The organism is Kitasatospora misakiensis (genome assembly GCF_042656005.1).
In the GTDB taxonomy this organism is placed as follows: domain Bacteria; phylum Actinomycetota; class Actinomycetes; order Streptomycetales; family Streptomycetaceae; genus Kitasatospora; species Kitasatospora misakiensis.
Genome location: NZ_JBHSOF010000033.1, coordinates 17,151 through 30,921, shown reverse-complemented (window position 1 = coordinate 30,921; position 13,771 = coordinate 17,151). Strand labels below are relative to the sequence as shown.

General features: G+C 73.7%; 17 protein-coding genes. 8 read left to right on the top strand and 9 right to left on the bottom strand.

The genetic code is table 11. From position 1 onward, the window contains the following. Positions 1 to 2 precede the first annotated feature (2 nt). The 5 genes from ACFP3U_RS23365 to ACFP3U_RS23345 all read left to right on the top strand — a co-directional run bounded on the left by ACFP3U_RS23365 (position 3) and on the right by ACFP3U_RS23345 (position 4,369). On the top strand, positions 3 to 1,304 hold the full coding sequence (locus ACFP3U_RS23365) for a TrpB-like pyridoxal phosphate-dependent enzyme (RefSeq protein WP_380227582.1): 1,302 nt from the start codon (positions 3 to 5) through the stop codon (positions 1,302 to 1,304). A gap of 101 nt (positions 1,305 to 1,405) precedes the next feature. Next, a complete protein-coding gene (locus ACFP3U_RS23360) occupies positions 1,406 to 2,107 on the top strand; it encodes a flavodoxin family protein (RefSeq protein WP_380227581.1) in 702 nt (233 codons plus the stop codon). A 77-nt stretch (positions 2,108 to 2,184) separates the two neighbouring features. Then, a complete protein-coding gene (locus ACFP3U_RS23355) occupies positions 2,185 to 2,538 on the top strand; it encodes a cupin domain-containing protein (RefSeq protein ID WP_380227579.1) in 354 nt (117 codons plus the stop codon). After that, positions 2,535 to 2,906, top strand: coding sequence for a chorismate mutase (locus tag ACFP3U_RS23350; RefSeq protein WP_380227578.1), 372 nt, complete (start codon positions 2,535 to 2,537; stop codon positions 2,904 to 2,906). The genes ACFP3U_RS23355 and ACFP3U_RS23350 overlap by 4 nt, the downstream gene beginning before the upstream one ends. Continuing rightward, positions 2,903 to 4,369, top strand: a complete 1,467-nt coding sequence (locus ACFP3U_RS23345; RefSeq protein WP_380227577.1) for a UbiD family decarboxylase domain-containing protein — start codon at positions 2,903 to 2,905, stop codon at positions 4,367 to 4,369. The genes ACFP3U_RS23350 and ACFP3U_RS23345 overlap by 4 nt, the downstream gene beginning before the upstream one ends. Here ACFP3U_RS23345 and pdxR read toward each other — a convergent pair. Next, a complete protein-coding gene (gene pdxR / locus ACFP3U_RS23340; RefSeq protein ID WP_380227576.1) occupies positions 4,344 to 5,885 on the bottom strand; it encodes a MocR-like pyridoxine biosynthesis transcription factor PdxR in 1,542 nt (513 codons plus the stop codon). The two genes, ACFP3U_RS23345 and pdxR, sit on opposite strands and share 26 nt — an antisense overlap. A gap of 142 nt (positions 5,886 to 6,027) precedes the next feature. On the opposite strand from pdxR, the gene ACFP3U_RS23335 reads away from it, so the two are divergent. Both ACFP3U_RS23335 and ACFP3U_RS23330 read left to right on the top strand, forming a co-directional pair. Then, on the top strand, positions 6,028 to 6,312 hold the full coding sequence (locus ACFP3U_RS23335) for a hypothetical protein (protein WP_380227575.1): 285 nt from the start codon (positions 6,028 to 6,030) through the stop codon (positions 6,310 to 6,312). Continuing rightward, positions 6,294 to 6,707: a DNA-binding protein gene (locus ACFP3U_RS23330; RefSeq protein WP_380227574.1), complete on the top strand. Its 414-nt coding sequence runs from the start codon at positions 6,294 to 6,296 to the stop codon at positions 6,705 to 6,707. The genes ACFP3U_RS23335 and ACFP3U_RS23330 overlap by 19 nt, the downstream gene beginning before the upstream one ends. Positions 6,708 to 6,734: 27 nt before the next feature. On the opposite strand, the gene ACFP3U_RS23325 is transcribed toward ACFP3U_RS23330, so the two are convergent. From ACFP3U_RS23325 to ACFP3U_RS23300, 6 genes are all read right to left on the bottom strand, one after another. Continuing rightward, positions 6,735 to 7,091 carry a hypothetical protein gene (locus tag ACFP3U_RS23325; protein WP_380227573.1) on the bottom strand — a complete coding sequence of 119 codons (357 nt, stop codon included), beginning with the start codon at positions 7,089 to 7,091 and terminating at the stop codon, positions 6,735 to 6,737. Next, positions 7,088 to 7,549 (bottom strand): prevent-host-death family protein, encoded by a 462-nt coding sequence (locus ACFP3U_RS23320; RefSeq protein WP_380227572.1) that lies wholly within the window; start codon positions 7,547 to 7,549, stop codon positions 7,088 to 7,090. The genes ACFP3U_RS23325 and ACFP3U_RS23320 overlap by 4 nt, the downstream gene beginning before the upstream one ends. Before the next feature lie 54 nt (positions 7,550 to 7,603). Next, positions 7,604 to 8,290 (bottom strand): response regulator, encoded by a 687-nt coding sequence (locus tag ACFP3U_RS23315; RefSeq protein WP_380227571.1) that lies wholly within the window; start codon positions 8,288 to 8,290, stop codon positions 7,604 to 7,606. Continuing rightward, entirely contained in the window at positions 8,287 to 9,483 is a 1,197-nt protein-coding gene (locus tag ACFP3U_RS23310; protein ID WP_380227570.1) for a sensor histidine kinase, read from the bottom strand. Before ACFP3U_RS23310 ends, ACFP3U_RS23315 begins: the two co-directional genes overlap by 4 nt. Positions 9,484 to 9,500: 17 nt before the next feature. After that, entirely contained in the window at positions 9,501 to 10,298 is a 798-nt protein-coding gene (locus ACFP3U_RS23305) for a hypothetical protein (protein WP_380227569.1), read from the bottom strand. 123 nt (positions 10,299 to 10,421) lie between these two features. Beyond that, on the bottom strand, positions 10,422 to 10,865 hold the full coding sequence (locus ACFP3U_RS23300; protein WP_380227568.1) for a DUF5994 family protein: 444 nt from the start codon (positions 10,863 to 10,865) through the stop codon (positions 10,422 to 10,424). Between the two features lie 245 nt (positions 10,866 to 11,110). On the opposite strand from ACFP3U_RS23300, the gene ACFP3U_RS23295 reads away from it, so the two are divergent. After that, positions 11,111 to 11,566 (top strand): CBS domain-containing protein, encoded by a 456-nt coding sequence (locus ACFP3U_RS23295; RefSeq protein ID WP_380227567.1) that lies wholly within the window; start codon positions 11,111 to 11,113, stop codon positions 11,564 to 11,566. 157 nt (positions 11,567 to 11,723) lie between these two features. Here ACFP3U_RS23295 and sigJ read toward each other — a convergent pair whose 3' ends face one another. Beyond that, positions 11,724 to 12,653: an RNA polymerase sigma factor SigJ gene (gene sigJ, locus ACFP3U_RS23290; protein WP_380227566.1), complete on the bottom strand. Its 930-nt coding sequence runs from the start codon at positions 12,651 to 12,653 to the stop codon at positions 11,724 to 11,726. 100 nt (positions 12,654 to 12,753) lie between these two features. Then, positions 12,754 to 13,659, bottom strand: coding sequence for a LysR family transcriptional regulator (locus tag ACFP3U_RS23285; RefSeq protein ID WP_380227565.1), 906 nt, complete (start codon positions 13,657 to 13,659; stop codon positions 12,754 to 12,756). Between the last annotated feature and the right edge of the window lie 112 nt (positions 13,660 to 13,771).

Sequence of the window (13,771 nt, the reverse complement as noted above, 5' to 3'; positions counted from 1 at the left end):
CGATGATCACCAAGTTCCTGCTGCCCGAGGACCGCATCCCCACCACCTGGTACAACGTGTTGGCGGATCTGCCGAAGCCGGTGCCGCCGATGCTGCACCCCGGTACCCGGGAGCCGCTCACCCCCGCCGACCTGGCGCCGCTGTTCCCCGAGGCGCTGATCGCCCAGGAGTTCAGCACCGAGGCCGAGATCGACATCCCCGGCGCGGTGATCGACGTCTACCGCCAGTGGCGGCCCAGCCCGCTGGTCCGGGCCCACCGCCTGGAGCGCGCGCTCGACACCCCGGCGCGGATCTACTTCAAGTACGAGGGCGTCAGCCCGGCCGGCAGCCACAAGCCCAACACGGCCGTGCCGCAGGCGTACTACAACAAGCAGGCCGGTGTGCAGAAGCTCACCACCGAGACCGGCGCCGGCCAGTGGGGGAGCTCGCTCGCCCTGGCCTGCTCCTACTTCGGCCTCGAATGCGAGGTCTTCATGGTCAAGGTGAGCTACCAGCAGAAGCCGTACCGCCGCGGCCTGATGGAGACCTTCGGGGCGACCGTGCACGCCAGCCCCAGCGAGCTCACCGACTCCGGCCTCGCCGCGCTCGCCGCCGACCCCGACGCCACCGGCAGCCTGGGCCTGGCCATCTCCGAGGCGGTGGAGGCCGCGGTCAAGAGCGGCGGCCGGGCCAAGTACGCGCTCGGCTCGGTGCTCAACCACGTGCTGATGCACCAGACGGTGATCGGCCAGGAGGCGCTGCTGCAGATGGAGCTGGCCGAGGACTACCCGGACGTGGTGATCGGCGCGGCGGGCGGCGGCTCCAACTTCGGCGGCCTCGTCCTGCCGTTCCTGCGCGAGCAGTTGGCCGGCGGCCGGAGCGTGCAGGCGATCGCCGTCGAGCCGGCCTCCTGCCCGACGCTCACCCAGGGCCGCTACGAGTACGACTTCGGCGACACCGCCGGCCTGACCCCGCTCACCATGATGCACACCCTCGGCCACGACTTCGTGCCGCCGAGCATCCACGCGGGCGGGCTGCGCTACCACGGCATGGCGCCGATCATCAGCGCGCTGAAGGACCTCGACCTGCTCCAGGCCCGGGCCGTCGCGCAGACCGCCTGCTTCGAGGCCGGCACCCTGTTCGCCCGCAACGAGGGCATCGTGCCGGCGCCGGAGTCCACCCACGCGGTGCGGGTGGCCATCGACGAGGCGCTGGCCTGCAAGGAGAGCGGCGAGGCCCGCACCATCCTGTTCACCCTGTCCGGCCACGGGCACTTCGACATGCAGGCGTACATCGACTACTTCGCCGGAAAGCTCAAGGACTGACGAAGGACTGAATCAGGGGGCGAGCACTGCCGGACGGGCCCTCCTCATGGGGCCCGTCCGGCCGCCCGCCCCGCAGGGGCACACCACGAGGGGGGAACCACGTGCAAGGACCACTTCCGATCGTGCTCGGGATCTGCGGCTCCGAGCGGCCGGGCGGCAACACCGACCTCGCGCTGGAGTACACCGGCCGCCTGGTGCGGGAACGCGGCGCCGAGTTCCGGACCATCCACCTGCGCGACCACCGGATCTCGCCGTGCAGCCCGTGCGGCGACTGCAACCAGCGGAGCACGCCGTGCGAACTCCGCGACGACATGCCGGCGATCGTCGAGCAGATGAGGCAGGCGGACGCGATCGTCTACGCCACCCCGGTGCACGGCTTCGGCCCCGCTCACCTGATGCAGATCTTCATCGAGCGCGCGGGCGTCGGCTTCCTGCGCTTCGACCGCCCGCTGGCCAACAAGGTGGGCGGCATCATCATCACCTCGCGCCGCTACAGCGACGCCGCGGTGCACAGCCAGCTGGTCGACAACCTGCTGCTCAACCGCATGATCCTGGTCGGCAGCGGCTTCCCGGCGCTGCTGCGCAACACCTCGCCGCAGCCGCAGCTCCAGGACACCGAGGGCCTGGAGGCGCTGGAGCGGATGCTCCACCGGATGATCGACATGACGCTGCTGCTCCGCCGCCACGAGGCGGCCGACGGCCGGCCCGTCCTGCCGCTCGACGACCGCAACGAGCGGATCACCCGCGCGCCGCGGGTCGTCCTGCCGGGGCAGCGGACCGCTTCGGAGAAGCAGGCCAGCTGACCCCGCTTGTTGATCCCCTTCCGTTGATCCCCGCCTGTTGACCCCCACTTGCTCATTCCGACGTGCTGAGGAGTGCCATGACCACCGAGACCGAGACCGCCGCCGTGGTCGGCGTCGACTTCGACCAGATCCCGTGGGAGAAGTGGCAGAAGCCGGGCGCCGAGGGCCGGGTGAAGCTCGTCTACACCCAGGGCCTGCGGGTCCGTCTGATGGAGCTGCCCGCCGGCTTCGACGAGCACGAGTGGTGCCTGCGCGGCCACCAGGGCTACGTGCTGCAGGGCGAGTTCACCATCCACTTCGAGGACCGCTCGGTGCCGTGCCGCCCCGGCATGGGCTTCGTGATCCCGGACGGCGAGAAGCACCGCTCGCAGGGCGCGGAGGGCGAGCCGACCGTCGTCTACGTCGTCGACAAGGTGGTGCCCACCGTATGAGCACCGAATCGCTGCCAGCCGTCGACCCCGCCGTCGACCCCGCCGTCGACCCCCGGATCGGCGAACTCCGGCTGGCCGTCGACGTGTTGGACCGGCAGATCATCGCGCTGCTGGCGGAGCGCACCGCGGTGGTGCGCGAGCTGACCGTGTTCAAGCGCGACGAGGAGACGGTCCGTTCCCCGGGCCGGGTCGAGCAGGTCGTCGCCAAGGTCCGGGGCCTGGCGGCCGACCACGGCATGCCGCCCGGGATCGCCGAGGCCACCTACCGCACGCTGATCACGGAGCTGACCGGGATGCAGATGGAGCTCCTGGCCGAGCGCCGGGCAGCCGCGGCCGGCACCGGGTCCGCGGCCGGGGAAGGGCCATGAGCCGTCGGCACCCGGCCGACCTGCGGGCCGCGCTCGCCGCGCTGGACGCGATGCCGGGCGAACTGGTCCGGGTCCGGGAGGAGGTCCCGGCCCGGTTCGGGGTCTCCTCCCGCTACGCCCGGTGGGCCGGCGCCCCGGCGGCGCCGCCCACCGGCCCCGGCCCCGCCGTCCTGTTCGAGCAGGTGACACCCCCGGGCGGCGCGGCCGGGGACGCGAGCGGTGCCGGGGACGCGCACGGCGCCGGCGCGGTGCTGATGGGCCTGTACGGGACCAGGCGCCGGGCGGCCGCCCTGCTCGGCGCCACCCCCGCCGAGCTGGCCCACCGGCTGCTGGACGCGGTCGCCGCCCCGCTCCCGCCGGTGCCCGCCGCCGACCCCGGCCGGTGGGCCCGCAGCGACCGGAAGCCGGACCTGACCGCGCTGCCCGTCCCGGTGCTCACCGAGGAGGACGCCGGCCCGTACCTGACCCTGGGCGCCGTCCTGGCCACCGATCCGGCCACCGGGGTCCGCAACCTGTCGATCCACCGGATGTGCGTCCAGGGCCCCGACCTGCTCACCATCTGGATGGTGCCGGGCCGGGACCTGGAGCAGGCCCACCGCTCCGCGCTGGCCGCCGGACGGCCGCTGCCGGTGGCGATCCACCTCGGCCTCGGCCCCGCCGTGCTGCTCGCCTCCTGCTGCCCCACCTCGCTCGTCCCGGCCGGGACCGACGAACTGGCGGTGGCCGGGGCGCTCGGCGGCGCGCCGGTGGAACTGCTGCCCTGCCGCACGGTGGACGCCGAGTACATCGCCCACGCCGAGTACGTGCTGGAGGGCGAACTGCTGGCGGACACCATGCCGGAGAACCCGCGGGGCACCGCCGCCACCCCGGAGTTCCTCGGCTACCAGGGCACCGCGCACCCGGCCCTGCCGACCGTCCGGATCACCGGGATCACCGCCCGGCCTGGCCCGATCCTGCAGGCGGTCTCCGGCCCGGGGCACGAACAGTCGGTGCTGCTCGGCTTCGGGATGGAGGCGGCCGTGCTGGCCGCGCTGCGCCGCCGCGGCGCCCCGGTCCGGGCGGTGCACTGCCACACCGCCGGCGGGGGGCAGCTGATGGTCGTGCTGCAGTGGGCCCCCAAGCGCGCGGCCGCGGACGACGCGCTGGTGCGGGAGGCCTCGCAGGCCGTCCTGGAGGAGTTCCGGATGGCGAAGCTGGTGGTGTCGGTGGACGAGGACGTGGACCTGGAGTCGGACCAGGACCTGTGGTGGGCGATGGCCACCCGGTGGCAGGCGGACCGGGACCTGCTCGTCCTGCCGGACCGGGAGGGCTTCCCGCTCGACCCGTCGCAGTCGGTCGCCTACTCGCCCGCGCTGTCGGCGGACGGGCGTACGGCCAAGGCGGTATTCGACTGCACCGTGCCGTACGCGCAGCGGCACCGCTTCCGCCGGGCCCGGTTCACCGAGCCCCCGGAGCCCGCCTAGCTGCGGCCGTCGCCTCCCGGACCGCCCGGGCCAGCAGCGCCGTCCCCTCGGCGATCCGGGCGCCGGGCAGGGCGGCGTAGCCCATCAGGAAGGTCGGTTCGGCCGGCGGCTCCCGCACGAAGTAGCCCGAGGCGGGGTAGACCCGCACCCCGAGCGCCGCGGCCCGGCGGACGATCTCGTCCTCGCCGACGCCGCGCGCGCCGGTGAGGGCGACCAGGACGTGCAGGCCGGCGGCGGCCCCGGAGATCCGCACCTCGGCGCCGAAGTGGGTGTAGAGGCCGTCCAGCAGCGCGCGCCGCCGCTGCCGGTACAGCCGGGTCATCCGGCTGACGTGCCGGCCGTAGGCGCCGGTGGCGACGAAGTGCGCGAGCGCCTCCTGGGTGACCGTCGGGGTCAGCCGGTCGGTGATCCACTTGATGCCGAGGAACGGCTGCACCAGGCGGGGCGGCACGATCGCGTAGCCGATCCGCAGCGCCGGGAAGAGCGTCTTGCTGAAGCTGCCGACGTAGACCACCGTGCCCTGGTGCCGGGCGGCGGCCAGCGCCGGGAGCCGTTCGGCGGCGAAGGTGAACTCGTTGTGGTAGTCGTCCTCCAGCACGATCGCGCCGCGCTGCTCCGCCCAGGCCAGCAGGGCCCGGCGCCGGGCCTCGGACATGATGAACCCGGTCGGGAACTGGTGCGAGGGGGTCACGTAGACCAGGCGCACCCGGGCCGGGTCCTGCCCGTGCGCCCGGATCTGGGCGTCGATGTCGGCGACCCGCAGCCCCTCCTCGTCCACCGGTACCGGGACCACGGTGCCGGTGCCGGAGGAGCCGAAGACCTGGCGCAGCACGGTGTGGCTCGGATCCTCGATCACCACCACGTCGCCCGGGCCGACCAGCAGCCGGACCAGGATGTCCAGCGCCTGGGTCGCCCCGCTGGTCACCAGGATGCTGTCGGGCGAGGCGTCCAGGGCACGGCTCTGCCGGACCAGTGCGGCGATCCGGGCCCGCAGTGCGGGGGAGCCCTCGGCGGGGCCGTACCCGAGGGCGGCGACGTCCGCCCGCGCGTAGGCCTCGTGCACGGACTGCCGCCAGCGCGACACCGGGAAGTTGGCGAGGGCCGGGGTGCCGTGCCGGAAGTCCAGCGCGGCACCGGGGTGGTGCATCGGCGGAGGCTCCCACGGCTGCCACAGCGCGTCCCCCCGGTCGGTGGCCAGCGGTGGCTGCGGCGCGAGCGCGACCCGCCCGGCGCCCGTCCCGCCCCCGGCCCGTTCCCCGACGCCACGCTCGGCCACCCGGGTGCCCGACCCCTGGCGGGCCGTCAACAGCCCGTTGGCGGTGAGGAGTTCGTACGCCCGCAGGACCACGGTACGGGAGACCCCGAGCTGGGCCGCCAACTCCCGGGAGGCCGGCACCGCCTCCCCGGCCCGCAGCCGCCCGGAACGCACCAGCGCGGCGATCCCGTCGCACACCTGCTGCTGCAGCGGCGTAGAGCTGTCCCGGTCCAGAACGATCAGCAGCTCCGACGATCCCACGCTTCTCCCTCCGCCCCTGCCCCGAAGTGTCGCATGCACGACACCTCCGACCGCGGCGGAAACGTGGCCCGCGGCGGAAACGTGGCCCGCGGTGGCGGGACCGGAGGCCCGAAATTCCTACTTCTTTGATAATCTGGGCGCCATGACGGAGACGCCCTACAGCATCGGTGAGGGACCGGCCACCAGGGTCAGCCTCTCCCTGCCCGAAGGTACGGCGGAGGCCATCCGCCGGCGGGTGGGCAAGCGCGAGTTCTCGGCCTTCATCACCGCGGCCGTCGAGCGGGAGCTGCGCGGCCAGATCCTCGACGAGTACCTGGCCGACTACGAGCGCAGGCAGGGACCGATCTCGCCGGAGGAGCAGGACCGGGCCCGCCAGGTCTTCGACGAGGTGTTCGCCGAGGAGGGCGGATGGCCCGTCGCAAGTTGACCCACGAGGGCACCCTGGTGCTCGACTCCGAAGGCCTGTCCAAGCTGCTCAACGACCACGAGCCCGCCGTCGCCCTGGTCGCGGAGGCCCGCAAACGGGGCATGGAGGTGGTGGTCAGCGCCTTGACCATCATCGAAGCCGTGCACGGCCGCACCGACCAGGCCCGCCTCCGATGGATCCTGTCCGGAGTGCGGAACGCACAGGTGGGGGACGAGGAGGCCCGAGCGGCGTCCGCGCTGCTGATCGCCGCCGGCCTCCACGGCCACAAGTACGCGATCGACGCGGCCGTGGCCGAGCTGGCGCTCCGACAGCAACGGCCGGTCGTCCTGCTGACCTCGGACATCGACGACATGGCGAAACTCTGCGGCGACCGCGTCCGCCTCGTAGCCGTCTGACGCCGGCCGCTCGGCCCGGAGCGCTGGTCAGCTGTCGGTGTCCCTGGGGTGCCGGGGTGAGGCGTAGACGAGATGGACGGTCCGGGCCGGTTCGTCGACGAGGTACCGGACGCGCCCGCCGGCGGTCACCTCGTACTCCCACTGGGGCAGCTCGCGCCCTCCGAGTGAGCGGGTCGCCAGGCGGCCCCGCAGTCGGTGCTGTCGATCCGGGTCGGTCAGGGACAAGGGGTCGGTGCGGAGTGCTTCGAAGCAGCGACGGGTGTTGCCCGGAGCCTCCACGCAGAGATCGCCCCATCCCTTGGCCGCTTCGTTGGTGGCGAATCGCAGGCGCCACTCGTCGCCGACCGGCGGCGGTGGGACGTCGTCGCCGCGCTTGGGGCTCATGGCGCGAGCACCTCGCCGTGGTCCTCGTCCGGAAGCGGTTCGGTGAGCTGTGAGGCGAGTTCGGGATCCGCCAGGATCCGGGCGGTCGCGCGCCACTCGACGATCACGCGGTGCAGGTTGGCGTGGACGTCCAGCTCCACCACGTCGCGAGTGGCGTTCACGAGGTCGATGACGAACTCCCGGACCTCGTCGGTGGACAGATGTCGAGTCCAGGGGAACACCTCGGGGAGCGCGAGGAGTACGGCCCGGGCCCCTTCGTCGCTGGTGATCAGCGCGGCGAACAGGCGCGCGGTGACATCAGCGGTCTCCTCGCGCTGGCGGTCGTGCCGCTCGGTGGTGAGGTAGAGGTCCTCGCCGTCGCGGCGCGTGACGTGCACGCGCTGGGCCTGCTCGACGGTGTCCGCGACGCGCTTGGAGTTCTTCGACAGATCGGAGAACGACACGGTGAGGGTCGACATGGGGCGACGCTACTTCGGAATACGTTCCGAAGTCAATCGGAATGCCTGTGCGGATCACTCGGACGGCGCTGTACCGCCGGAGGCCGACACGACGCCCGACTCGTACGCCGCGATCACCAGCTGGGCGCGGTCGCGGGCGGCGAGCTTGGCGAGGAGGCGGCCGATGTGGGTTTTCACGGTGCCCATGCTCAGGTGCAGGCGTGCCGTGATCTCGTGGTTCGACAGGCCCCTCGCGATCAGTTCCAGGACTTCGTGCTCCCGCTCCGTCACCCCCGCGAGCACGGTCGGGCCCCGGCCCGAGGCGGGGCGGCGGGTGAACTCCTCGATCAGGCGGCGGGTGACCGACGGAGCCAGCAGGGAGTCGCCGGCGGCGACGACCCGGATCGCGGCCAGTACCTCCGCGGGCGGTGAGTCCTTGAGGAGGAAGCCGGCCGCGCCCGCCCGCAGGGCCGCGTAGACGTACTCGTCGAGGTCGAAGGTGGTGAGGATCAGCACCCGCACCCCGGCGGCCTCCGGGGAGCCGCAGATCCGTCGGGTCGCCTCGATGCCGTCCATGACGGGCATCCGGACGTCCATCAGAACCACGTCCGGCCGGTGCAGGCGGGCCAGTTCGACGGCTTCGGCTCCGTCACCGGCCTCTCCGACGGCGGTGAGGCCGGGCTCGTTCTCGACGAGGATCCGGAAGGAGCCGCGCAGCAGCACCTGGTCGTCGACGACGAGTACCCGGGTCGGGTCGGTCATGCGGTCCTCCTCGTGGCGTCCTGCGGCAGGCGGGCGGAGACCGCGAAGCCCCCCTCGGGGCGCGGGCCGGCGTTGAACGTCCCGCCGTACATCGTCACCCGCTCCCGCATGCCGACCAGGCCGTGGCCCCCGTGGAAGCCGCGTCCGCCGCCCCGGCCGCCGTCGTCCGTGACGTCGATCCTCACCTCGCGGGGATCCGCCTCGACCGCCACCCGGCAGCGGGCCGGGGCCGCGTGCTTCACGACATTGGTGAGGGACTCCTGGACGATCCGGTGGACGGCCAGGGCGAGCCCGGCGGGCAGGCCTCCGTCCGGGAGCCGGACGGTCATGTCGACGGTCACGCCGGCCCGTTGGGCCTGCTCCGCCAGGAGCGGGAGGTCGTCGATCCCCGGGGCCGGGCCCAGCGGGGCGTCGGCGGCGTGGGTGGTGTCGGCGGTGTCGGCGGTGTCGGCGCGCAGCACGCCGAGGGTGCGGCGCATCTCGGTCATGGCGGCCCGGCTGGTCCGCTCGATGACGCTCAGCGCTTCCAGGGCCTCTTCGGGGCGGTGCTGGGCGACGTGCCCCGCGACGCCCGCCTTCACGGCGATCAGGCTGAGGCTGTGCGACACGATGTCGTGCAACTCACGGGCGATCCGCAGCCGTTCGTCGACGATGGCGCGTTCGGTGCGGCGGGCCGCGCGGTCCGCCTCCCCGGCCCGGCGCATACGTACCGCGAAGCCCGCCGCCCAGCCGCCGCCCGCGACGAGCCAGACGATGACGGCGACGCCGGCCGCCCCGCGCCAGGTCTCGGCCGGGGTGACCACGGCCTCCCCGGTGAGGACGGCGGCCGCCGAGATGGCGAGCGCGGCGGCGAGCAGCGGCACGGAGCGGCGCGGTGGTTCGGCGAGGGCGACCAGGTACAGGGTGAGGCCGACCGCGATGAACGGCTCGTGCGTGATGTCCAGGAGGGTGGCGACGACGGCCCCGGCCAGGGCCGCCGTCGCGGCCGGTACGGGCCACCGCCGGCGGAACGCGACCGGTAGCCCGACCGTCGCGGCCACCAGGACGCCAGCCCACGCCGGCCCGGTGAAGGCGGGTTGGGCGCCGCTGCCGGACATCCGGGCGAAACCGGCGTAGACGGCGGCGATCAGGAGCGCGCCCACGAGGTCGAGCGCGAGCAGATGGCCGTCGGGCGGTCGCCGGGGGAGACGCATGGCCCGACCGTACAGCGTCAACCGGCCTGTCCGATCAGGGTCATGAGGATCACCGCGGCGGTGACGGCGGCGGTCCAGCGCAGGACGGTGGCGCGGCGCGGTACCGGGCCGTCGCGCAGCACGGTGACCCCCAGCGGGACGAGGGCGAGGCAGAGTCCGGCGACGGCCACGACCGACAGCGGGGTGGTGCCTTTGAGGACACCGAGCGGCAGCGCGGCGGTTGCCGCGAGTGCGACGGCACGGACCGGGCCGAGCACCCGCGCCCGCCAGGCCCCCACGGCGAGGAGGATCCAGCCGCCCATGATCGCGAGGTTGAGGGCGCTGAACACATGGAAGGCGCCGTACGTGTCGCCGACGAGCCGGGTGGCCGCCTCCGCGCCCTGGCGGTCGGCCAGTTGGAAGGCGAGATGGTCGATGCCGGCGTGGAAGGTCCGGGCGAAGAGACCGAGGACGGCGAAGATCCCGCCCCACAGGGCCAAGCCGGGGCTGCGGCGGCCGATCCGGGCCGCGAGCGTGGCGATGGCCGGCCAGAGCAGGACGGTCCCGGCGGCGAAGGCGCCGTAGGAGGCCGCCATCAGGGCGGGGTGCTCGGTGCGGGCGGCGAGCTGCTCGGGGAAGAAGAAGTGGAAGGGGAGCCGCAGCAGGACTCCCGTCCCCAACAGCAACGGGCCGACCACCAGCGAGACCCCGCCGGCCCACCGGCCGGGGAAGGGCGAGTCGCCGGACCACTCCACCGGGAGCAGCCGGGCCTTCGCCGGGGCGGTGGTGTCGGCGGTGGTGTCGTGGCCGGGGGGCGCGCTCTGCCGTGTCGTCATGCCGTGAACGATGCCGCCCGGAAGGGCGCCGCCGCGTCGGAGCACGGTCTGCTTCCCGCCGTCGGACCCAGGTCCGACCCAGGTCCGACGCGAGTCCGACCCGTCGGCGGCGGGCCGGGCCGGTCAGGCGAGCAGGAGTTCCGCCGCCGGGGTGTGGTTGCCGGTCGCGGAGGCGCCGGCCATGGCCGAGGCGGCCGTCGCGGGGTCGGTGCCGGGGGGCACCACGAGGAGGAGGAAGTGGTCCTGGAAGCCCCGGGTGACGCTGATCGTCTCGTCGCTGCCGGCGAACCGGTTGATCCTGATCGTCAGACCGTTCGCCGCGACGGAGCGGGGTACGCCGGCCCACGCGGAGGTGTCGAGGCCGACCCGGAGGATGCGTCCGACGTGCGCGCCGAGCGCGGTGAGCAGATCGGGCAGTTCGGCGGCGACGTCGTTCGAGCGGGGCCACCAGGCGCCGTCGAAGATCCCGTCCCGCGACATCGTCGGCTCCAGCACCAGACGTGGCAGCAGCGGGACGCCGGGCACCGTCCATGGCCCGGCAGAGCTGGGGAGAGGAATCGGCATCATGGGAGGCCGCCCGTCCGGTCCACGAGGGACCCGTCATGACCCAGGGCGACGTCGACGCTGCTGCCGGTGTGCGGAATGTCCTCGGTTGCCTCCCAGGCTACTCCGCCGTTGCCCCCTCCAGGCCGTTCGCCGACGGAGTAGTCTCGGAGACATCCAGGGCAACCCGTATTCCGGTACCCGTTCCGGCTTCGTTCTGGGTGAAGGACAGTCCGGCGGCCCCTCGTGGGCCACCGGAGACGGGACCGGTGAACACCGTGACCACCTACTCCCCGCATTCGCCGCACTCCCCGCATCCACCGCGGCCCGGCCAGGACCTCACGGTCGCCGACGCCATGGAACCCTGCGACTACCGGATAGCCGACGACAGCACCGTCGAGCAGGCCAATGACGTCCTCCGCGGCGCCGGCGTCGAGTACCTGCTCGTCCGCGACCACGACGGCCGGTGCGAGGGGCTGGTCACCCGCGCCGGACTCCATCCGTTCCTGGCCCGCTCCCGGTCCGCCGAGCCGACCGCGATCAGCGCCACCAGGCACCAGCGCGGCCCGTTCACCTGGCCGACCATGGGGCTGCCGCTGGCCGCGCTCGCGATGCGGATCAAGCACCTGGCGGTCTGGCCCGTCGTCGACGAGGACGGCTACATCCTCGGCGTCCTCACCGCGGACCGCGCCACCGGCCTCCTCGCCGCCACCCCGACGGCGTGAGGCGGCCGTCGCGCCTCTCCGCCCGGTGAGAGCCGGACCGAAACCGACACCACGACACGACGAAGGCCCGGACCGTGTGACACGGTCCGGGCCTTCAACTGCCCTACTGGGCACCGGCGGAGGGCGCGGGATCAGAACTCGGGCCGGATCGACCGGCTCACTCGGCACCCCACAACCGCAGCTTCTCCGGATTCCGCACCACCCAGATCCGGGCGATCCGTCCGGCCACCACATCGAACGCGTACACCGCCGAGGTCTCGCCCCCCTTCCGTACCAGCAGTCCGGGCCGTCCGTTGACCGGCCGTTCGTGCAGCGTCACCGTGGCCTGGACCTGCCGGGACACCTCGACGATGAAGCGCGCGATCTGCTCGGCGCCGTGGATCGGGCGCGTGGCGGTGGTCGCGAGGCCGCCGCCGTCGGCGGTGAAGACGGCGTCGGGGTCGAGGAGGGCCAGCAGGGAGTTGAGGTCCTGGGTGTGCCAGGCGCGTTGGAAGTCGCGGACCAGGGCGGCCTGGCCGGCGGCGGAGGTGGCCGAGGTGGCGGAGTCGGGGGCGGCGCCGCCCGGGCGGGCGGCCCGTACTCGCCGGCGGGCCGAGGAGGCCAGCTCCCGGCAGGCCGCGGGCGTCCGGCCGGTGACCGCCGCCACCTCGGCGAACGGGTACTCGAACACGTCGTGCAGGATCAGCGCCACCCGCTGCGCCGGGGTCATCGCCTCCAGCGCGACCAGGAAGGCCATGCCGACCGACTCGTCCAGGGTGACCCGGTCCGCCGGGTCCGCCGTTTCGGAGGAGGCCTCGCCCGGGTCCGCCCGGCCGGTCAGCCACTCGGCCGGGCCCGGCACCGGCTCCGGGATCCATTCCCCCACGTACCGTTCCCGCCGCACCCGCGCCGACCCCAGCAGGTCCAGGCAGATCCGCCCCGCCACCCGGGTCAGCCACGCGGCCGGTGAGGCGATCGCGTCCTGCTGCTCCCGGGACATCGCGTACCACCGCGCGTACGTCTCCTGCACCGCGTCCTCCGCCTCGGCGAGCGAGCCCAGCAGGCGGTAGCCGAGATTGAGCAGGTGGCGGCGCTCGCCTGCGATCACGTCGAGGGTGGCCGCAGCCTCGGCCGCGGCGGCTGCGGTGTCGGCCGCGGTGCACTGAGAGCACTGAGAGCCCGGGCTGTGCTCAGCGCCCGGGCCGTGCTCAGCGCTCGGTGAGTCGGGTGGCCGCGCTCCGCAGCGCGTCGAGCAGTCGGTGCAGCGCGGGCTGGACGGGAGCCGGCTCCCGTACGGCCGCGTAGATCGCTCGCACCGGCTCGGGATTGCGGACCTCGCGGACGACCACCTCGGGGTGGCGGTTGCCCAGCCCCATCGCCGGGACCAGGCCCACCCCGAGCCCGGCGGCGACGAACCCCTGCGCGGTGGCGTAGTCCCCGCTCTCGACGACGAAGTCCGGGCTGAAGCCGGCCGAACCGCAGGCGTCGAGGACGGGGTCCAGGCAGGCGCCGGGCTGGTCGCTGCCGATCCACGGCTCGTCGGCGAGGTCGATCAGGTCGAGCGCCGGCTTCGAGGCGAGCCGGTGCCCCCGGGGCAGTACGGCGACGTACCTGTCGTCGGCCAGGTGGACGAACCGGAGGCCGTCGACGGTCACCTTGTCCCGCGACCGGACCACGAGGGCGACGTCGGCCCGACGCTCCCGCACCTCCAGGAGGGCGTCCTCGGCGTCGCTCAGCCTGAGTTCGACCTGGACGCCCGGCTGCTCGCGGCGGAGCGCCGCCACGGCGGGGGCCACCATCGTCGCTCCCGCCGTGGCGAAGTACCGGACCACCACCCGCCCCGTCCGCCCGGCCCGCAGCTCGGCGAGCGCGGTCTCCGCCTCGGCGACGTGCCTGCCGATGACGGTCGCGTACTCGGTGAGGAGCCGCCCGGCCTCCGTGGGCCGCACGCCCCGCCCGGTCCGCTCCAGCAGGCCGATCCCGGCCTCCTTCTCCAGCGCCGCCATCTGCTGGCTGACGGCGGAGGGCGTGTACCCGAGATTCCGCGCCGCCGCGGTGACCGATCCACTGGTGACCACGGCCCTCAGCACCTGCATACGCCGCATATCAAGCATGTAGAGCAGCTTAACTCTCCATCCAGATCTTTTCGCTTGTCTTACGTCGGCCCGCGCGGCACCGTACGGGAAGGAGAAACCACCAGGAGGCGGACAGTGCTCAGCGGCTCAC

Excerpts from the sequence above, each read along its gene's own strand:
- ACFP3U_RS23315 (WP_380227571.1), bottom strand. The coding sequence starts at position 8,290 with ATGACCGACCCGACCCGGGTACTCGTCGTCGACGACCAGGTGCTGCTG.
- ACFP3U_RS23285 (WP_380227565.1), bottom strand. The coding sequence starts at position 13,659 with ATGCTTGATATGCGGCGTATGCAGGTGCTGAGGGCCGTGGTCACCAGT.
- ACFP3U_RS23335 (WP_380227575.1), top strand. The coding sequence starts at position 6,028 with ATGACGGAGACGCCCTACAGCATCGGTGAGGGACCGGCCACCAGGGTC.
- ACFP3U_RS23310 (WP_380227570.1), bottom strand. The coding sequence starts at position 9,483 with ATGCGTCTCCCCCGGCGACCGCCCGACGGCCATCTGCTCGCGCTCGAC.
- ACFP3U_RS23325 (WP_380227573.1), bottom strand. The coding sequence starts at position 7,091 with ATGAGCCCCAAGCGCGGCGACGACGTCCCACCGCCGCCGGTCGGCGAC.
- ACFP3U_RS23305 (WP_380227569.1), bottom strand. The coding sequence starts at position 10,298 with ATGACGACACGGCAGAGCGCGCCCCCCGGCCACGACACCACCGCCGAC.
- ACFP3U_RS23300 (WP_380227568.1), bottom strand. The coding sequence starts at position 10,865 with ATGATGCCGATTCCTCTCCCCAGCTCTGCCGGGCCATGGACGGTGCCC.
- ACFP3U_RS23365 (WP_380227582.1), top strand. The coding sequence starts at position 3 with ATGATCACCAAGTTCCTGCTGCCCGAGGACCGCATCCCCACCACCTGG.
- ACFP3U_RS23330 (WP_380227574.1), top strand. The coding sequence starts at position 6,294 with ATGGCCCGTCGCAAGTTGACCCACGAGGGCACCCTGGTGCTCGACTCC.
- ACFP3U_RS23345 (WP_380227577.1), top strand. The coding sequence starts at position 2,903 with ATGAGCCGTCGGCACCCGGCCGACCTGCGGGCCGCGCTCGCCGCGCTG.
- ACFP3U_RS23350 (WP_380227578.1), top strand. The coding sequence starts at position 2,535 with ATGAGCACCGAATCGCTGCCAGCCGTCGACCCCGCCGTCGACCCCGCC.
- ACFP3U_RS23320 (WP_380227572.1), bottom strand. The coding sequence starts at position 7,549 with ATGTCGACCCTCACCGTGTCGTTCTCCGATCTGTCGAAGAACTCCAAG.
- ACFP3U_RS23355 (WP_380227579.1), top strand. The coding sequence starts at position 2,185 with ATGACCACCGAGACCGAGACCGCCGCCGTGGTCGGCGTCGACTTCGAC.